Here is an 18547-nt window from a genome sequence, read left to right on the forward strand (position 1 = left end):
ACGGTGGTTTAGAATCGACGGATTGAAGACTCCGCGCATCGACAGCTCCAGAACCGATATGGCTTACAAAACGATTGAAGACACGATCGGCAATACGCCGCTCGTGCAGCTTGTGCGGCTCCCCGACGACGAAATCCGCAGCCGCAATAACGTGATCCTTGCGAAGCTCGAGGGCAACAATCCCGCGGGTTCGGTGAAGGACCGCCCGGCGCTGTCGATGATCAAGAAAGCGGAAGCCCGCGGGCGCATCAAGCCGGGCGACACGCTGATCGAATCGACCAGTGGCAACACCGGCATCGCGTTGGCGATGGCGGCGGCGATCCGCGGCTACAAGATGGTGCTGATCATGCCGGAAGACCTGTCGGTGGAACGCCGTCAGAGCATGGCCGCCTATGGCGCGCAGATCGTGCTGACACCGGTGACGGGCGGCATGGAATACGCGCGCGATCTGGCCGAACAGATGCAGCGCGAAGGAAAGGGCATCATCCTCGATCAGTTCGCGAATCCGGACAATCCGGCCGCGCACGTCGAGACAACCGGCCCGGAAATCTGGCACGACACCGAAGGGCGCATCACGCACTTCGTCTCATCAATGGGCACGACCGGCACGATCATGGGCGTGTCCGCCTATCTGAAAGAACAGAATCAGGCAATCGAGATCATCGGCGCGCAGCCGGAAGAGGGTTCGCGCATTCCGGGCATCCGCAAATGGCCGGAAGCCTATCTGCCGAAGATTTTTGATCGTAGCCGCGTGGACCGCGTCGAGAACGTGAGCCAGGCCGCAGCCGAAGCGATGGCGCGGCGCATGGCCTCGGTCGAAGGGATCTTCGCCGGCATCTCGTCGGGCGGGGCCTGTGAGGTGGCGCTGCGCGTCGCGCGTCAGGTCGAGAACGCGACGATCGTGTTTATCGTCTGCGATCGGGGTGACCGGTATCTGTCCACGGGTGTGTTCCCGGCTTGATGGCGCTTCGGCGCATTGAGTGGCCCTCAATCTGAGTTGGCCAATAAAAAAGCGCCGGTTTAACCGGCGTTTTTTTGTGTCGCGTGCTACACGTTCGTGATGCCGCGAGTGTCTGACAACCGCCGCCCGGCCTATTGCGAGGCCGCGCTCGGCGCCGCCGCATTGCTGCTGGCATTCGCCGCGTCGCTCGCTTCCATCTGCGCTTTGATCCGCTGGCCCAATTGATAAACCGCGAGTGCGTAGAAGAAACTGCGGTTATAGCGCGTCAGCACGTAGAAGTTCTTCAAGCCCAGCATGTACTCGGTACCACGTCCTGGCGACGGCAGATCGACTACCGTCACCGGCGTGCCGGCTTCCGACGCGATGTCGATTCCCGGCTCGTTCAGCAGCAGTCCGGCGCGGAGCAATTGGTCCAGCGGCCAATGCGGCTCCGGCTTACCGTCTGCGGCCGCTTGCGCTACGCCCAGGCTGCCGGCGTCCGTGCCGATCTTCCACACCACCGGCCGGCCATTTTCCCAACCGTTCTGGCGCAGATAATTCGCTACGCTGCCGATCGCGTCCGCCTGGCTCGTGCGCAGATCGATCTGCTTGTTGCCGTCATAGCTCACCGCGTATTGCACGATGCTGCTCGGCAGGAACTGTGGAATCCCGATTGCTCCGGTGTAGGAGCCGAGCACGGTGGTCGGATCGATTTGCGAATCGCGCGTCCACACCAGGTAGTCTTCGAGATTTTTGCGGAAGGTCGCCTGGCGATCCGCGCGATTGGCGGTATTCGGATAGTCGAAGCTGAGCGTGGTCAGCGCGTCGAGCACGCGGAAGTTGCCCATGAAGCGCCCGTAAATCGTCTCCACGCCGATGATGCCGACGATCACTTCGGGCGGCACGCCGAACTCTTCGTAGGCGCGTTGCAGCGTGGCCTGGTTAGCGCGCCAGAAGCGCACGCCGGCGTTGATGCGCACCTGGTCGAGAAAGCGCGACTGATACACGCGCCAGTTCTTGATCGACGGCGAGGGTGACGGTGTGACGAGCTTGACCGCCGTGGCCGAATAGCTCACGCGTGCGAACAGGGCGTGCAGTGCGGCTTCATCGAAGTCGTAGCGCGCCGACATGTCGCTGATGAACGCGTCGACATTTGGGTTATTCGCGTAGCGCTGCGGAATGATCTCTTCTTCGAAGGTTTGCCCTTGCGGCACCGCCGGTTGGGGTTGGCTTTGCGCGAGCAGCAGCGGTGGCTGCTTACCGGCGCTTTGCGCCATCGCCGGACTGGTTGCCATGAACATGCACGATGCGACGGACAGTGCGGCGGCCACGGTCTTCATGCGTAGCCGGTTTCGTGCAGACAGAGCAAGCTTGACGGTCATAGTGAGCTAGGGGCGCAGTGCGAAAGAGACAGGGGGAAAACCGATCGGGGCAGTATACCCGACGCTTTCTGCAAAACTGTGCCCACGGCGTCACAGTCGCATCGTGTGGTAACTTGGCAAATGTTGGCGCGCCCCGTGCGCGCGCCCCTGGACGGAGACACGCCGCGCGCGCTTAGAAAGCGCCGCGCCGCAGACGAGAATCATGGCAACAGGCTTTTATTCCCACGCCGATTGTTTGCTGCACGATATGGGGCAATGGCATCCCGAATGCCCGGCGCGCCTGCAGGCAATCGAAGATCAACTGATCGCGAGCCGCATCGACTCGCTGATCGAGCGCGAGTCGCCGCCGCTCGCCGATGACGCCGCGCTGTTGCGCGTGCATACGCAAGCCCACGTTGATTACATCCGCAGCCGTTCGCCCGCGGAGGGTCTCGCCGAAATCGACCCCGACACGTCGATGAACCCGCACACCTTGCAGGCCGCGTTGCGCGCGGCCGGTGCCGCGGTGGCCGCGACCGACGCCGTGATCGAAGGCCGCTACGACAACGCGTTCTGCAGCGTGCGCCCGCCCGGCCACCATGCGGAGCCGGCGCGTGCGATGGGCTTCTGCTTCTTCAATAACGTCGCGATCGCCGCACGCCATGCGCTCGATGCGCACGGCATGCAGCGTGTGGCGATCGTCGACTTCGACGTTCATCACGGCAACGGCACGGAAGCGGCCTTTTCGGGTGATTCTCGTGTGCTGATGTGCAGCATCTTCCAGCATCCGTTCTATCCGTTTACCGGCGCCGACAATCAGGCGCCCAACATGTGCAACGTGCCGATGCCGGCGCGCTCGAAAGGCATGGCGGTGCGCGAGGTGGTCGATATGCTGTGGCTGCCGCGGTTGCATGAATTCAAGCCGGAGATGATCTTCATCTCGGCTGGCTTCGATGCGCATCGCGAGGACGATCTTGGCAACATGGGTCTCGTCGAGGACGACTACGCATGGATCACCGACCAGGTAGGCGAGATCGCGAAGCGCTATGCGCGCGGGCGGATCGTCAGCTGTCTCGAAGGCGGGTACAACCTGTCGGCGCTTGGGCGCAGCGTGGTCGCGCACGTGCGCGCGCTGGCCGGGATCTGAGCTGCCCCGCCACAAGAACTGCGCGGACGTCGCATGCGCGAACGCCGCGAACCGCATGCAATCAACGAGGACCGAGCCATGAATGCCGATGTGCGCAGCGCTTCACTGGTCGAGATCGACCACGACGCCTATGGTGTGCCGGGCGTCGTCCGATTGACGATGAACCGCCCAGATGCCTTCAACGCTCTCTCTGAAGCCCTGATCGACGAGTTGCAGTCGGCGCTGATGGAGCTGGTGGAGTCCGATGCGCGGGTGGTGGTCATCGCGGGCGCCGGTCGGGCGTTCTGTGCTGGACACGATCTGAAGGAAATGCGCGCGGCGCCGTCGCTGGCTTACTACCAGGCGTTGTTCGCGCGCTGCACGAAACTGATGTTGACGATCCAGCGTTTGCCGCAACCGGTGATCGCGCGCGTGCACGGTATCGCCACGGCGGCGGGCTGTCAGCTGGTCGCGATGTGCGATCTGGCGGTTGCAGCCGACACCGCGCGCTTTGCCGTTTCGGGCGTCAACCTGGGGCTCTTCTGCGCAACGCCTTCGGTGCCGTTGTCGCGCAATCTGTCGCGTAAGGCTGCGCTCGAAATGTTGCTGACCGGCGATTTCATCGACGCCGCGCAAGCGAGGCAGCAAGGCCTGGTGAATCGCATCGCTCCGGCAGACGCGCTCGACGCAGAGGTCGCGCGGCTCGCGAAAAGCATCTGTGCGAAGCCCGTCGAAGCCGTGAGTGCCGGCAAAGGGCTTTTCTATCGCCAGCTTGAAATGGGCATCGAAGCAGCGTATCAGCTCGCCGGACAGACCATGGCCTGCAACATGATGGACGACTCCGCGCTCGAAGGCGTGCAGGCCTTCATCGACAAACGACCGCCGGACTGGAAGCGTTAGCCGGACCAGGCCGTTCCTGGCAGGGCCCGCCCCCGCACCTACTCGTCTGACCGCCTGAGCTTCTAAATGCCCTCCGATGCTGAAACTTGGGGCGTCCGCGCGTCGATTCACTCAACCCGTTTGTCTATGTCGAAACGTCGTCTGCCGCTCAGGCTTTGGGCAGCCGCTTCCCGATCCAATCGATCAGCGCGCCGATCACCCGATCGCGATCGAGGTCGTTCATCGTCTCGTGATAGCTGTCTTCGTGCATCGTGAGCGTCTTGTCCGGCGAGCCGGCGTGCGCGCCGAAATCGCGGCTGCCGTCGGGTTCAGTGAGCTTGTCGGCCGTGCCGTGATACACCAGCAGCGGCACACGCAAACCCGCCCGGCCGCGTTCGATGCGCGCCATTGCCAACAACAACTCTGCGCCCGTGCGCGCCGGAATCGCGCCGTGATGTACCAGCGGATCGTTGCGATTGGCGTTCACCACGGGCTGAAGCCGCGACAACAAAGCCGCATCGATTTTCATCGCCGGGAAGGTCGGCCAGATTCGGCTGATCACCTGACTCACCTTAAGCATCCAGCGCGGCACATCGCGGCCGGGCGCGAGCGCGGGGCTAGACAGGATCAGACCGCTTAGTCGGCGCCCGCTCGCCTCGAGCCGTTCGATTGCGTAGAGCGCCGCGACCGCGCCTCCCATGCTGTGGCCCATCAGAAAGAGCGGTGCGCAACTGGTTGCCGCGTCATCGAGCAAGGCCTGGACGTCGAGCAGGTAGTCGTCGAAGCGCTCCACCCACACGCGTTGGCCGGGCGCATGCCCGTGTCCGCGCAAATCGATGGCAACGAGTTCAATGCCGGCCGGGGTCAGCCGATCCGCCAGCGCCGCGTAACGCCCGGCGTGCTCCGCGAGCCCGTGCACCAGCGCGACCGTGCCGCGCAATGGCGCTGTGGCGGGCCAGCGATACAGCGGCAGTTCGATGCCGTCGCTCGTCGTGACCGTCGAGCGCAGCGCGGCACCGCCTTTTGGGGCGTCCGCAGGGGCGTCCGCAGGCGCACCCGCAACGGAACGTACATTGCCGGATCGAGTTGTTTCCATAGCGGCCGTTTATCCTGAACGTGTCCTGATTCTGGTTCGCCCGATCATAGTCGCAGCGGGCGCGCAGGCGTGAGCCTCTCGCGCCGGGCGCACCTCTAATGCTTTGTGGTTATGAAAAGATCGTAATTGATTATTAAAGGGAATGACGGTGCTGCGGTAGAATTGCGGGCTCAAATCCCAATAAAAGCAACGGCGGCCGCTTGTCGGGAGCGCATAACGCTCGTTGGCAAACTCCGCCGTTTCGTTTTTCCATGATCGAAATACGCAATATCTCTCAGCGCTTTGCAGGACCCCGGGGCTGGGTCGAGGCGCTGCACAACGTCAATCTGTCGATTCCAGCGGGTGAGGTGTTCGGCATCATTGGCCGCAGCGGCGCGGGCAAGAGTACGCTCGTGCGCACCATCAACCTGCTGACGCGCCCGAGCGAAGGCAATATCGTCGTCAACGGCCGCGATCTGACAACGCTGCCCGCCGCGCAATTGCGCGAGGCGCGTCGCGAAATCGGCATGATCTTCCAGCACTTCAACCTGCTGTCGTCGCGCACGGTGTACGAGAACGTGGCGTTGCCGCTCGAGCTCGCCGGCATGAAGCGCGACGAGATCGAGGCGAACGTGCTGCCGTTGCTCGAACTGGTCGGCCTGTCGGCGCAGAAGGATCGTTATCCGGCACAGATCAGCGGCGGGCAGAAGCAGCGCGTCGGTATCGCGCGTGCGCTGGCGAGCAAACCCAAAGTGCTGCTCTCCGACGAAGCGACTTCGGCGCTCGATCCCGAGACCACGCGCTCGATTCTCGACCTCCTCAAGCGCATCAATCGCGAACTGAACCTGACCATCGTGCTCATCACGCACCAGATGGACGTGATCAAGCAGGTCTGCGACCGCGTCGCGGTGCTGGATGCGGGCCGCGTGGTTGAAGAGGGCAAGGTCATCGACGTGTTCCTGCAACCGCATCATGAAGTGACGCGTGCGCTGATCGGCGACGTGATCGCTCAGGAACTGCCGCCCGCCATGAAAGCGCGCGTGGCCGAACGCCTGAAGACGGGTAGCGGCCACTTGCTGCGCCTGGCGTTCACCGGCTCGGGTGTCGATCAGCCGATCCTGTCGGAAACGATTCGTCGCTACGAACTCGACTTCAACATCCTGCACGGCCAGATCGACGAAATCCAGGGTCAGGCGTTCGGCTCGCTCGCGGTGCTCGTAGGCGGTGAATCGGTGAAGGTGGCGCAGGCGCTGACGTATCTGCGCGAACAGGGCGTGGTGGTCGAGGATCTGTCGTATGTTGAGTGAAATGTTCGATATGTTCGTCCAGTCGTTCTGGGAAACGCTCGTGATGGTGGGCATCTCCGGACTGGTCGGCGCGGCGGTCGGTTTGCCGCTCGGCGTGCTGCTGTATCTGACGGACCGTCAGGGCGTGTTGCAGAACATTGCCGTGAATCGTGTGATGGGTGTGATCGTCAACGCCGTGCGCTCGACGCCGTTCATCATCCTGCTGGTCGCGGTGATTCCGTTCACGCGCCTCGTGGTGGGTTCGTCGATCGGCACGGCTGCGGCCGTGGTGCCGCTGACGATCGCCGCAGCGCCGTTTATCGCGCGTCTGGTTGAGACAGCGCTGCGTGAAGTCGATCGCGGTCTGATCGAAGCGGCGCAGGCGATGGGCGCCACCACCAGCCAGATCGTCTTCAAGGTGCTGTTGCCGGAGTCACTGCCGGGCGTGGTCGCCGGTTTGACGATTACCTTCGTGTCGCTGGTCGGCTATTCGGCGATGGCCGGTGCGATCGGTGGCGGCGGGCTCGGGGATCTGGGCATTCGTTACGGGTATCAGCGTTTCCTGCCGGAAGTGATGGTGACGGTCGTGGTCATTCTGATCGTCTTCGTGCAACTGGTGCAGTCGTTCGGGGATTGGCTCGTGCGTCGTTTGAGCCATAAATAAACAAGCGTCATCGGAAAAGTTCATCATGCAACGTCGTTTCATTCTCAAGCTGGCCGCCACGCTCGGCGCCGCGTCGCTGTTCGCTGCCGCCACCGCGGCTCACGCCGAAGACACGATCAAGGTCGGTGTCACCGGCGGCCCGCACGCGCAGATCATGGAAGTCGTGAAGACGGTCGCGGCAAAGAACGGTCTGAACATCAAGATCGTCGAGTTCTCCGACTACGTGCAGCCGAACGCGGCGCTTGCCGGCGGCGACCTGGAGGCGAACAGCTACCAGCATGACCCGTACTTGCAGGCGCAGGTGAAGGACCGCGGCTACAAACTGATCCGCATCGCCGATACCGTCACTTACCCGATGGGCATCTACTCAAAGAAAGTGAAGACGCTGGCTGAATTGCAGCCGGGCGCAAAGATCGCGGTACCGAACGATCCGACCAATGGCGGCCGGGCACTTCTGTTGCTGCAAAAGCAGGGTCTGCTGAAGCTGCGCGCGGACGCCGGCCTCAAGGCAACGCCGCTCGACATCGTCGACAACCCGAAGAAGCTGAAGATCGTCGAACTCGACGCCGCGCAAATCCCGCGCTCGCTGAATGACGTGGACGCCGCCGCGATCAATACGAACTTCGCGATGGAAGCCGGTCTGAAGCCGAAGCAGGACGCGATCGCCATCGAAGACCCGAAGGGTCCGTACGTGAACATCATCGCAATTCGCGAAGCTGACAGGAACAAGCCGTGGGTCGCCAAGCTGGTCGCGGCTTATCATTCGCCGGAAGTGAAGCAGTTCGTCGAGGGCAAGTTCGGCGGGGCGGTGACCACTGCCTGGTGATTTGACGGCTGGTTTTTCAACCGTTTTTCCCGATTGTTGGCATAGCAAGATACGACGGCAATGCAAAATTAGAGTCGTCCGTCTTAACCCGGGGTTGTCGCCCGGGTTTTTTCGAGATTAAAATAGAACGATCGTTCGATATTGCCGTCACGCCGCTGAGGAGCGATATCCTCCTGCTAAAGCACCCGCGACAAGGCTGTCATGAGGGCAGTCGCTATAATGTTCGTTGGGTTGACGTATTCGTAACTTTGGAGCGTGTGCATGAAAATCCTGGTGCCAGTGAAGAGAGTAGTCGATTACAACGTGAAAGTCCGGGTGAAGTCGGACGGCACGGGCGTCGACATCGCGAACGTGAAGATGTCGATGAATCCGTTCGACGAAATCGCGGTGGAAGAAGCGGTGCGTCTGCGCGAAGCGGGCGTGGCGACCGAAGTGATCGCCGTGTCGGCCGGCGTGACGCAAGCGCAGGAAACGCTGCGTACCGCGCTCGCGATCGGTGCGGACCGCGCGATCCTGATCGAGTCGAATGAAGAACTGCAGCCGCTGGCCGTCGCCAAGCTGCTGAAGGCGCTGGTCGACAAGGAACAGCCTGGGCTCGTCATTCTGGGCAAGCAGGCGATCGACGACGATTCGAACCAGACCGGCCAGATGCTGGCTGCGCTGGCTAACCTGCCGCAAGCCACGTTCGCGTCGAAGGTTGTCGTGGCCGACGGTAAAGCTACGGTGTCGCGCGAAGTGGACGGCGGTGCTGAAACGCTGTCGCTGAGCTTGCCGGCCGTGATCACGACCGATCTGCGCCTGAACGAGCCGCGCTATGTGACGCTGCCGAATATCATGAAGGCGAAGAAGAAGCCGCTGGAAATCGTCAAGCCGGAAGACCTGGGTGTCGACGTTACGCCGCGTCTGAAGACGCTGAAGGTTGTCGAGCCGCCGAAGCGCTCCGCCGGTGTGAAGGTGCCGGATGTGAAGACGCTGGTCGAGAAGCTGAAGACCGAAGCCAAGGTGCTGTAAGGAGACGGACGAAATGACGAATCTGGTAATTGCAGAACACGATAACGCATCGATCAAGGCCGCGACGCTGAACACGATTGCAGCCGCGCAGAAGATCGGTGGCGATATTCACGTGCTGGTGGCAGGGCACAACGCACAGGCCGCGGCCGATGCCGCAGCGAAGATTGCAGGCGTTTCGAAGGTGTTGCTGGCCGACGCGCCGCAACTCGAAGCAGGGCTGGCCGAAAACGTCGAAGCGACGGTGCTGAACATCGCGAAGGACTATTCGCACATCCTCACGCCGGCGACGGCTTACGGCAAGAACATCGCACCGCGTATCGCCGCGAAGCTGGACGTCGCGCAGATCAGCGACATCACGGCAGTGGACAGCGCTGACACGTTCGAGCGTCCGATCTACGCGGGTAACGCAATCGCTACGGTGCAATCGGCTGACCCGGTCAAGGTCATCACGGTCCGCACGACCGGCTTCGATCCAGTGGCAGCCGTTGGCGGCAGCGCAACGGTCGAGACGATCGAAGCGGCAGCCGACAGTGGCCTGCTGCAGTTCGTGAGCCGTGAAGTGACGAAGCTGGACCGTCCGGAACTGACCTCGGCGAAGATCATCGTCTCGGGCGGCCGTGGTCTCGGCAACGGCGAGAACTACACCAGGATTCTTGAGCCGCTGGCAGACAAGCTGAACGCAGCGCTGGGTGCATCGCGCGCGGCTGTCGATGCGGGCTTCGTGCCGAACGACTATCAGGTCGGCCAGACCGGCAAGATCGTCGCGCCGCAACTGTATGTGGCGGTCGGAATCTCGGGTGCGATCCAGCATCTGGCCGGCATGAAAGACTCGAAGGTGATTGTCGCGATCAACAAGGACCCGGAAGCGCCGATTTTCAGCGTCGCCGATTATGGTCTGGTGGGCGATCTGTTCACGGTCGTGCCGGAACTCGTTAGCGAGCTCGGCTAAGCGCCGCAGCGCCGGTTAAAAGGCGTCTGGCAGCATACGAAAGGGCGCGGGACCTATCAAGTCCGGCGCCCTTTTTATATCGAAAGGCAGGAGGAGAACTGAAATGAGCTATACGGCGCCCATCAAGGACATGCTGTTCGTGATGAAAGAACTGGCCGGTCTCGAACACATCGCGACGCTGCCGGGCTTCGAAGACGCGAACCTCGAGACCGCGCAGGCAGTGCTCGAAGAGTCGGCGAAGCTGTGCGGCGAAGTGTTGGCGCCGTTGAACGTCGAAGGCGATCGCAATCCGAGCAGCTGGAAGGATGGCGTGGTCACCGCAACGCCAGGTTTCAAGGACGCATTCCGCCAGTTCGGCGAAGGCGGCTGGCAAGGCGTGCAACATCCGGTCGACTACGAAGGCCAGGGTCTGCCCAAGCTGATCGCGACGCCGTGCGTCGAAATGCTCAACGCGTCGAACCTGTCGTTTGCGCTGTGCCCGTTGTTGACCGACGGCGCGATCGAAGCGTTGCTGACCGCCGGCACCGAAGCGCAAAAACAGACCTACGTGCCCAAGCTGATTTCCGGCGAGTGGACTGGCACGATGAACCTGACCGAGCCGCAGGCCGGCTCCGATCTCGCGCTGGTGCGCACGCGCGCCGTGCCGCAGGGCGATGGTTCGTTCAAGCTGTTCGGCACCAAGATTTTCATCACGTGGGGTGAGCACGACATGGCGAAGAACATCGCCCATCTCGTGCTGGCGCGCACGCCAGATGCACCGGAAGGCGTGAAAGGCATTTCGCTTTTCATCGTGCCGAAGTTTCTCGTCAACGAAGACGGCTCGCTCGGCGAACGTAACGACGTGCATTGCGTGTCGATCGAGCACAAGCTCGGCATCAAGGCGAGCCCAACCGCGGTGCTGCAATTCGGCGACCACGGCGGCGCGATCGGCCACCTGATCGGTGAAGAAAATCGCGGCCTCGAGTACATGTTCATCATGATGAACGCGGCGCGTTTCGCGGTGGGAATGCAGGGCGTCGGCGTGTCGGATCGCGCGTATCAGCAGGCTGTGGCGTATGCGAAGGATCGCGTGCAAAGCCGGCCTGTGGATGGTTCCGCGAAGCAGTCGGTGGCGATCATTCAGCACCCGGACGTACGCCGCATGCTCGCGACGATGCGTGGCCTGACCGAAGCCTCGCGCGCATTGGCCTATGTCGCCGCGGCTCATTGCGATATCGCCCATCGTCATCCTGATGAAGCAAAACGTGCCGGGCATCAGGCGATCTACGAATACCTCGTACCGATCGTGAAGGGCTGGAGCACGGAGTTGTCGATCGACGTGACGAGCCTCGGCGTGCAGGTGCACGGCGGCATGGGCTTCATCGAAGAAACTGGCGCCGCGCAGTACTACCGCGACGCGCGCATCCTGCCGATCTACGAAGGGACGACCGCGATCCAGGCTAACGATCTGATTGGCCGCAAGACTGTGCGTGACGGCGGCAAGGTTGCGAAGTCGTTACTGGCTGAAGTGACGGAAACGATCGACGCGCTCGGCGCGCAACAGGGCGCTGCGTTCGACTCGATGAAGAAGTATCTGACGCAGGGTCATCGCTCGCTGAGTGCGGCGGTCGATTTCGTCGTCGCCAACACGAAGAGCGATCCGAACGCGGTGTTTGCCGGCAGCGTGCCGTATCTGAAGCTGGCGGGCGTTGTCCTGGGCGGCTGGCAGATGGCGCGTGCGTTACTCGTGGCGGCTGAAAAGCGCGCCGAAGATCCCTCGTTCTATGGCGCGAAAATCGCGACCGCGCAGTTCTACGCGGAGCACGTGTTGCCGTTGGCGTCAGCGTTCGAAGCGTCGATCGTCAGCGCGAAGGGTGGGGAGAGTGTGCTGGCGTTGTCGGAAGATCAGTTCTGAGGCCGCGCTTCTCTCGAGCTGTGTAGCGAAAGCTCGTGGGTAAAAGCAAACGGCGCCCTGTGTTGGGGCGCCGTTTGCTTTTGTCAGGCCGGTTTCTTGGCGATAACAAAACCGGCTCAACCGCTCGCGAAGCGTTAATCGTTAAGCCTCAATTCCAAGCCTCTAAGCTTCATGCATAAGCCGGGCGATGTGCACTGCCAGTCTCGCCGAGATAGCGATGCACCGACAGATCGTCCGCCTTGATCACCGGCTGCTTGCCCGACATCACGTCGGCCAGCAATTGCCCCGAGCCGCACGACATCGTCCAGCCCAGTGTGCCGTGCCCCGTGTTCAGGAACAGGTTCGGCACGGGGGTGCGGCCGACGATCGGCGTGCCGTCCGGCGTCATCGGACGCAGACCGGTCCAGAACGTGGCTTTCGATGTATCGCCGCCGCCCGGGAACAGATCGTTCACGCACAGTTCCAGCGTCTCGCGGCGCGCCTCGCGCAACGATTTGTCGAAGCCGACGATCTCGGCCATGCCGCCGACGCGAATCCGGTCGTCGAAACGCGTGATCGCGATCTTGTACGTCTCGTCGAGCACGGTCGAAATCGGTGCGGACGCTTCGTTGACGATCGGCGCGGTGATCGAATAACCCTTGAGCGGGTAGACCGGAATCTTCACGAGGCCGGACAGGAATTTGGTCGAGTATGAACCGAGCGCTACGACAAACGAATCCGCGCGCACCAGTTCATCGCCGCATTGCACGCCGGCGATACGGTCGCCCACCATGGCGAGCGCATCGATCGGGGTGTTGTAGCGGAACTTGACGCCCAGTTGTTCGGCCAGCGCGGCGAGGCGCGTGGTGAACATCTGGCAGTCGCCGGTTTCGTCGCCCGGCAGGCGCAGACCGCCCGTCAGCTTGTGCGAGACCGCGGCGAGTGCCGGTTCGGCTTGCGCGAGTTCGGTCGGCGACAGCAATTCATACGGCACGTTGGCTTCCTGCAGCACGGCGATGTCTTTCGCGGCGCCATCGAATTGTTGTTGCGTGCGGAATACCTGCAGCGTGCCGCCGGTGCGGCCTTCGTACTGGATGCCGGTTTCGGCGCGCAGCGCTTGCAGGCAATCACGGCTGTATTCGGCGAGGCGGACCATGCGCCCCTTGTTCACCGCATAACGCGACGACGTGCAGTTTTGCAGCATCTGCCACATCCATTGCAGCTGGAATTGCGTGCCGTCGAGGCGGATCGCCAGCGGTGCATGTTTCTGGAACATCCACTTGACGGCCTTTAGCGGCACGCCCGGGGCCGCCCACGGCGACGCGTAGCCCGGCGAGATCTGACCGGCATTGGCAAAGCTGGTTTCGAGCGCCGGGCCGGCTTCGCGATCGATCACGGTCACTTCATGACCGGCGCGCGCCAGGTAATAGGCACTCGTCACTCCGACAACGCCACTGCCCAAAACGACGACTCGCATAGCTGCTCCAGGATATCCAATAAGAGTTCTGAGGGCGGCGCGCTCGTCGATTCGGTTGAATTCATTCGATTAACGAGGTGTAACGAGGATCGCCCAGTGTTAACCGCTATACTATTAACAGTCGGGTAGGTTTTGTTATTGTATTTTCAGGATTTTCAGCAAAAACACTATGCGTACACAGCGCCAGCCGGTCCGTTCCCTCGACAAACTCGATCACAAGATCCTGCGGCTCCTGCAGCAGGACGGCCGGATGGCGATGAAAGACCTTGCCGAACAGGTCGGACTGTCGGTCACGCCTTGCATCGAGCGCGTCAAACGAATGGAACGCGACGGCGTAATTACCGGCTATCACGCACGTGTGAACCCAGCTGAGCTGGGCGCCGCGCTGCTGGTGTTCGTCGAGATCACGCTCGATCACAAAAGCGGCAACATGTTCGACCAGTTCCGCCGCGAGGTGCAGAAGATCCCCGAGGTGCTGGAGTGCCACCTCGTGTCGGGCGACTTCGACTATCTGATCAAGGCGCGCATCGGCGAAATGGCTGACTATCGCAAGCTGCTGGGGGACATCCTGCTGCAACTGCCCGGCGCGGTGCAATCGAAGAGCTACGTGGTGATGGAGGAGATCAAGGAAACGCTGACGATTGCGGTTGGCGATTAGCTCGTGCGGTAGCTGCATGGCTGGACTCGACAAACGGCGTAAACACTGTATATTTATACAGGTGTTTTGCGCCGTTTTTGTTTTTGTGTGCTCCAGCCGTGACCAACTCCGACCCCCACTCCGCTTGCGAATTTCCGATCGCTCCGCCGGCGCCTCGCAAGGGGCGCGGCGCGGTGACGAACCTGCAAGGCCGTTACGAAGTCGACCAGCGCGAGGTGGTGGACGACGGCTGGCTTTCTTCGCCGGAAGAAGACGGCGGGCCGAAGGTCTTACGCACGGAGGTTTTCGAAGAGCGGGCCAAGACCATTCTCACGCGTAATGCGTCGCCGGATATTCCGTTTGGCGTGTCGCTGAACCCGTATCGGGGCTGCGAACATGGCTGTATCTACTGCTTTGCGCGGCCAACGCATAGTTATCTGGGGCTGTCGCCGGGGCTCGACTTCGAAAGCCGCATCTACGCGAAGATCAATGCGCCGGAATTGCTCGAGCGCGAGTTGTCGAAGAAGTCCTACGTGCCTGAACCGATCGCGCTAGGCGTCAATACGGACGCCTGGCAACCCGCCGAGCGCGATTTGCGGCTTACGCGGCGGGTGATCGAAGTGCTCAGCGAACGGGGGCATCCATTCGCGGCGATCACCAAATCGTCACTGATCGAGCGCGATCTCGATCTGCTCGCGCCCATGGCGGCGCGCGGGCAGTTCATGGCTGCCATTACCATCACCACACTGGACGCGGATATCGCGCGCACGCTCGAACCACGCGCGGCCACGCCGTCGCGTCGACTGCGCACGATCCGTACGTTGAGCGAGGCGGGCATTCCTGTTGGCGTCAGCATCGCGCCAGTGATTCCGTTCGTCACCGAGCCGGACATGGAGCGCGTGCTGGAAGCCTGTGCGGAAGCCGGCGCATGCAATGCGAGCTATATCGTGCTGCGCTTGCCGTGGGAAGTTGCGCCGCTATTCAAGGATTGGCTCGCGGCGCATTTTCCTGATCGTGCTGACCGGGTGATGAGCCGCGTACGCGATATGCGAGGCGGGAAGGACTATGACTCGAACTTCTCCACTCGCATGAAGGGGGAAGGCTTGTGGGCGGATCTGCTAAAGCAGCGATTCCAGAAAGCCACGCGCCGTTTGGGGCTGAACCGGCGCGATCGCGGGATTCTGGATATGTCACACTTTCGCCGGGGCGAGCCGCCGTGTGCCGAAGCGCCGGCGCGTGACAATCCTCAACTGAATCTTTTTTAGCGTAAAGCGCAGGCGGTTATTGCGACAGCGCTTTGGCGGCTTGCACCTGGCCTTCGAAGTAAGTCTGGAATGAGATCGCGAGACCCGTCATCAGCAGGAATGCGCCGATCAGCAAGGAAAAGATCACGATGAAAATGACGGTCCAGCCGGAGCGGCTTTTGCGTTGAGTTTGTGCGTTGAACTGCGCATCCCATTTTTCATCGGGACGCAGGCCGTAGACGATCGCAGCCAGAAAGGCGGAGAGCAGCGAAACGGCGCCGAAAAAAGCGAGCACCCAGCCGAGCATTGAAGCCCGCTCGCTCGCCACTACCAGCATGGCGCCCGGAATCCCGATCAGCGTGCCGAGCAGATGAGCCCAGCCGTAAATGTCGCGCATGCCGTACAGATAGAAGCGGTGAGCGCCAAGGCTGCCTAAGAAGAACGCCAGCGCGGCGGTGATCGTCTTGGATCTGAAATGCGAGGAAGTCGAAGCAAGAGTGGACATGTAGGCCAGAGCTGAGTGACAGGCGGTCGAAAGGAGCGGGGCGCCGGTGGGCGCGGATCGACGCGCATTCTACGCCACGCCGCGTGGCGCCGACCGCGCGGCGTGCGATCGCCTCGGCCGTGCGGGCCACTGAAGGCGTCGCGGGTTTGGCTGGGCGGGCCGGCGGAGCGCCCGGCTGCTCGACGGTTACGGCTAAGGCGCCGAGTAGGTCACACGGTAGACCGCCCCAGCATAGTCGTCGCTGATCAGGAGCGAACCGTCAGGCATCGGTTGGACGTCGGCTGGGCGGCCCCACACCGCTTCGCCCGGCTGGAGCCAGCCTTCGGCAAAGACTTCCTGATGCGCGTTGCTACCGTCCGGGTTGGTGATCACCCGCACGACCCGGTAGCCGACCTTCTTGCTGCGATTCCACGAGCCGTGTTCGGCGATAAAAATATTGTCTCGATACGCGGCCGGAAACATCGAGCCGCTGTAAAAGCGCATGCCGAGCGAAGCGACATGCGCACCGAGTTTGACAACCGGCGGCGTGAAAGCGCTGCACGGATGGTCTTTGCCGAATTCGGGGTCGGGTGTGTCGCCGCCATGGCAGTACGGAAAGCCGAAGTCCATGCCTGTGCGCGGCGCGCGATTGAGTTTGTCGTCGGGTACGTCGTCGCCCATCAGGTCGCGGCCGTTGTCGGTGAACCATAGCTCGTGCGTTACTGGATGCCACGCGAAGCCGACGGTGTTGCGGATGCCGCGCGCCACGACTCCGTAGTGGCTGCCGTCCGGGTCCATGCGGCCGATCAGTCCGTAGCGGTCGCGGTCTTTCAGGCAGACGTTGCAGGGCGCGCCTTGTGGTACATACAGCTTGCCGTCCGGCCCGAAAGCGATGAATTTCCAGCCATGATGCGTTTCTGCCGGGAGTTTGTCGGTGACAACGACCGGCTTGGGCGGGTCGTTCAGATGAGCGTCGATCGCGTCGAAGCGTAGAATTTTCGACACCGCGGACACGTACAGCGCGCCATCCCGCCACGCCACGCCCGCCGGCGTTTCCAATCCCGATGCGATCACGTGACGGGCCGCCACGCGCCCGTTCTGCAGTTTGAGCGCGTAGACGTGGCCGTCGAGGCTGCCTATATAAAGAATGTCCTTCGGCGAGAGTGCCATGGCCCGGGCGCTCGGCACCGCGTCCGACAACACTTCAATATGGAAGCCCGGCGGCAACTTGATACGCTCGACCGGCAGCGCGGCTAGCGCCGGCAGCGCCGTGGTGGCGAGCAACACCGCCGCGCCGGCTCGCAGCGCCTGAACGCGGGCGGCGCGCGAAAAGCCGGCAAGCAGCGAAGAACCGACAACTCGTCGAAAGACAGCGAACGAAGCGGAGAAAAACGCAGGCGGAGGCAGGAGTTTCACGGGCGTTCCATCAGGCAATTCGGGCGTTTCGGCGTGATCCGGAGGCCCCGCCTGTATGGCCGGCGCAGCCCCGTCGCTCAGTTTATCCCGGTAAGTGTTTGTTATGGCGTCGGTTTCCCGCTATAATCGCGTGTTTCAGTCGTTCCGAACCCCGGTTTTCAAGGATTCTAGTATGGTCATCATCCGCTTGGCTCGTGGCGGCTCCAAGAAGCGCCCGTTCTACAACATCGTCGCAACCGATTCGCGTAACCGTCGTGACGGCCGCTTCATCGAACGCGTTGGTTTCTACAACCCGGTCGCTACGAAGGGTGAATCGCTGCGTATCGCTCAAGACCGCCTGACGTACTGGCAAGGCGTTGGCGCACAACTGTCGCCGACCGTCGAGCGTCTCGTGAAAGAAGCGCAAAAGGCGCAGCCGGCTGCTTAATGGTAGCTAGCATGCGTATCGTCGTCGGTTCGGCCGGCGGCTCGCGCAGCTTGCGTGAGCAGTCCGATGCGCGAGTTTTGCTGAAACAGACGTCGAAGTTGGCAGCGAGGTTCTCTTATGTCTGAGCGTGATTCCCGCAGTTCAGGTCGCGTGAAGGCAAAAGCGGCGGCCCCGCGCGCGAAGACGTCTGGTCAGGCGCCGTTCGGTGCATTCGTCCGCAAGCCGGTCGAAGGAGCCGAAGGTAAGGCGAAAGCCAAAGTTGCAAGCACCGGTTCCAGCGCAGAAGAAATGCGAGCGGAAACGGTGGAAAGCTGGCCGGCCGATGCGGTCGAGGTCGGTGCAATCGTCGACGCTTACGGCCTCAAAGGCTGGGTCAAGGTGGCCGCGCATGCGGACGCCGGGCACGGCGGAGACGCATTGCTAAGCGCGAAGCGCTGGTGGTTGCTGAAAGGCCAGGAGCGCAAGTCGGCGCCGTCATTACACGCAAAAACGCATAGCGACAGTGTCGTTGCCCATCTGGGCGGCGTAACTGACCGCGATGTGGCGCTGGCACTGCGCGGCACGCGTATTTATATCAGCCGCAGCGAGTTTCCGGCCCTCGAAGCCGATGAATTCTACTGGGTCGACCTGCTCGGCCTGGATGTGGTGAACGTTGCCGGGGTCAATCTCGGTAAGGTTGCAGACATGATCGACAACGGTGCGCACTCGGTGTTGCGCGTCGAATACCCGGATGCCGACAAAAGCGGTAAGCCGGTCACCGGCGAGCGTTTGATCCCGTTCGTCGGCGTCTTTGTCAAAACGGTGGATCAGGCGGCGAAGCAGATCATCGTCGACTGGGAAGCCGATTACTAAATAACTCGCTGAATGGAGAG

At 62.1% G+C, this 18547-nt stretch carries 18 protein-coding genes; 13 read left to right on the forward strand and 5 right to left on the reverse strand.

Going from position 1 to position 18547, the window contains the following annotated elements; genetic code table 11:
* Window positions 1–58: 58 nt before the first annotated feature.
* The gene (cysM, locus tag PQR40_RS05850) at window positions 59–961 is read left to right on the forward strand and encodes a cysteine synthase CysM (protein ID WP_408222349.1); all 903 of its coding nucleotides are present in this window, start codon (window positions 59–61) and stop codon (window positions 959–961) included.
* A 131-nt stretch (window positions 962–1092) separates the two neighbouring features.
* Here the strand turns inward: cysM and mltB are convergent, their stop codons facing one another.
* A complete protein-coding gene (gene mltB / locus PQR40_RS05855; protein ID WP_408222347.1) occupies window positions 1093–2280 on the reverse strand; it encodes a lytic murein transglycosylase B in 1188 nt (395 codons plus the stop codon).
* A gap of 244 nt (window positions 2281–2524) precedes the next feature.
* Here mltB and PQR40_RS05860 point away from each other — a divergent pair, with 244 nt between their 5' ends.
* Window positions 2525–3448 (forward strand): histone deacetylase family protein, encoded by a 924-nt coding sequence (locus PQR40_RS05860; protein ID WP_408222345.1) that lies wholly within the window; start codon window positions 2525–2527, stop codon window positions 3446–3448.
* A gap of 78 nt (window positions 3449–3526) precedes the next feature.
* Window positions 3527–4327, forward strand: coding sequence for an enoyl-CoA hydratase (locus PQR40_RS05865; RefSeq protein WP_408333900.1), 801 nt, complete (start codon window positions 3527–3529; stop codon window positions 4325–4327).
* 148 nt (window positions 4328–4475) lie between these two features.
* On the opposite strand, the gene PQR40_RS05870 is transcribed toward PQR40_RS05865, so the two are convergent.
* Window positions 4476–5402: an alpha/beta hydrolase gene (locus PQR40_RS05870; RefSeq protein ID WP_408508598.1), complete on the reverse strand. Its 927-nt coding sequence runs from the start codon at window positions 5400–5402 to the stop codon at window positions 4476–4478.
* Window positions 5403–5653: 251 nt separating this feature from the next.
* On the opposite strand from PQR40_RS05870, the gene PQR40_RS05875 reads away from it, so the two are divergent.
* The 6 genes from PQR40_RS05875 (at window position 5654) to PQR40_RS05900 (ending at window position 12011) form a co-directional block, all read left to right on the forward strand.
* A complete protein-coding gene (locus tag PQR40_RS05875) occupies window positions 5654–6688 on the forward strand; it encodes a methionine ABC transporter ATP-binding protein (protein ID WP_408508599.1) in 1035 nt (344 codons plus the stop codon).
* A complete protein-coding gene (locus PQR40_RS05880; protein ID WP_054037200.1) occupies window positions 6678–7331 on the forward strand; it encodes a methionine ABC transporter permease in 654 nt (217 codons plus the stop codon). The genes PQR40_RS05875 and PQR40_RS05880 overlap by 11 nt, the downstream gene beginning before the upstream one ends.
* A 25-nt stretch (window positions 7332–7356) precedes the next feature.
* Window positions 7357–8157, forward strand: a complete 801-nt coding sequence (locus tag PQR40_RS05885; RefSeq protein ID WP_408222337.1) for a MetQ/NlpA family ABC transporter substrate-binding protein — start codon at window positions 7357–7359, stop codon at window positions 8155–8157.
* A 261-nt stretch (window positions 8158–8418) separates the two neighbouring features.
* The gene (locus PQR40_RS05890; protein WP_408206236.1) at window positions 8419–9168 is read left to right on the forward strand and encodes an electron transfer flavoprotein subunit beta/FixA family protein; all 750 of its coding nucleotides are present in this window, start codon (window positions 8419–8421) and stop codon (window positions 9166–9168) included.
* Between the two features lie 13 nt (window positions 9169–9181).
* Window positions 9182–10117: an electron transfer flavoprotein subunit alpha/FixB family protein gene (locus PQR40_RS05895; protein WP_408508600.1), complete on the forward strand. Its 936-nt coding sequence runs from the start codon at window positions 9182–9184 to the stop codon at window positions 10115–10117.
* A gap of 103 nt (window positions 10118–10220) precedes the next feature.
* Window positions 10221–12011, forward strand: a complete 1791-nt coding sequence (locus PQR40_RS05900; protein ID WP_408333909.1) for an acyl-CoA dehydrogenase — start codon at window positions 10221–10223, stop codon at window positions 12009–12011.
* 169 nt (window positions 12012–12180) lie between these two features.
* On the opposite strand, the gene PQR40_RS05905 is transcribed toward PQR40_RS05900, so the two are convergent.
* Window positions 12181–13467 (reverse strand): D-amino acid dehydrogenase, encoded by a 1287-nt coding sequence (locus tag PQR40_RS05905; protein ID WP_408508601.1) that lies wholly within the window; start codon window positions 13465–13467, stop codon window positions 12181–12183.
* Window positions 13468–13636: 169 nt separating this feature from the next.
* On the opposite strand from PQR40_RS05905, the gene PQR40_RS05910 reads away from it, so the two are divergent.
* Both PQR40_RS05910 and PQR40_RS05915 read left to right on the forward strand, forming a co-directional pair.
* Window positions 13637–14125: an Lrp/AsnC ligand binding domain-containing protein gene (locus PQR40_RS05910; RefSeq protein WP_035547518.1), complete on the forward strand. Its 489-nt coding sequence runs from the start codon at window positions 13637–13639 to the stop codon at window positions 14123–14125.
* Between the two features lie 98 nt (window positions 14126–14223).
* Window positions 14224–15369, forward strand: a complete 1146-nt coding sequence (locus PQR40_RS05915) for a PA0069 family radical SAM protein (RefSeq protein WP_408333915.1) — start codon at window positions 14224–14226, stop codon at window positions 15367–15369.
* Between the two features lie 16 nt (window positions 15370–15385).
* Here the strand turns inward: PQR40_RS05915 and PQR40_RS05920 are convergent, their stop codons facing one another.
* Both PQR40_RS05920 and PQR40_RS05925 read right to left on the reverse strand, forming a co-directional pair.
* Window positions 15386–15853, reverse strand: a complete 468-nt coding sequence (locus PQR40_RS05920) for an NINE protein (RefSeq protein WP_408388594.1) — start codon at window positions 15851–15853, stop codon at window positions 15386–15388.
* A gap of 192 nt (window positions 15854–16045) precedes the next feature.
* A complete protein-coding gene (locus PQR40_RS05925) occupies window positions 16046–17248 on the reverse strand; it encodes a PQQ-dependent sugar dehydrogenase (RefSeq protein ID WP_408388596.1) in 1203 nt (400 codons plus the stop codon).
* 172 nt (window positions 17249–17420) lie between these two features.
* Here PQR40_RS05925 and rpsP point away from each other — a divergent pair, with 172 nt between their 5' ends.
* Together rpsP and rimM are read left to right on the forward strand one after the other, a co-directional pair.
* Window positions 17421–17675, forward strand: coding sequence for a 30S ribosomal protein S16 (rpsP, locus tag PQR40_RS05930; RefSeq protein ID WP_006050280.1), 255 nt, complete (start codon window positions 17421–17423; stop codon window positions 17673–17675).
* A gap of 117 nt (window positions 17676–17792) precedes the next feature.
* Window positions 17793–18527: a ribosome maturation factor RimM gene (rimM, locus tag PQR40_RS05935; RefSeq protein WP_408508603.1), complete on the forward strand. Its 735-nt coding sequence runs from the start codon at window positions 17793–17795 to the stop codon at window positions 18525–18527.
* Window positions 18528–18547 lie beyond the last annotated feature (20 nt).

Source organism: Paraburkholderia sediminicola, assembly GCF_046026855.1.
GTDB classification, from domain to species: Bacteria; Pseudomonadota; Gammaproteobacteria; order Burkholderiales; family Burkholderiaceae; genus Paraburkholderia; species Paraburkholderia sediminicola_A.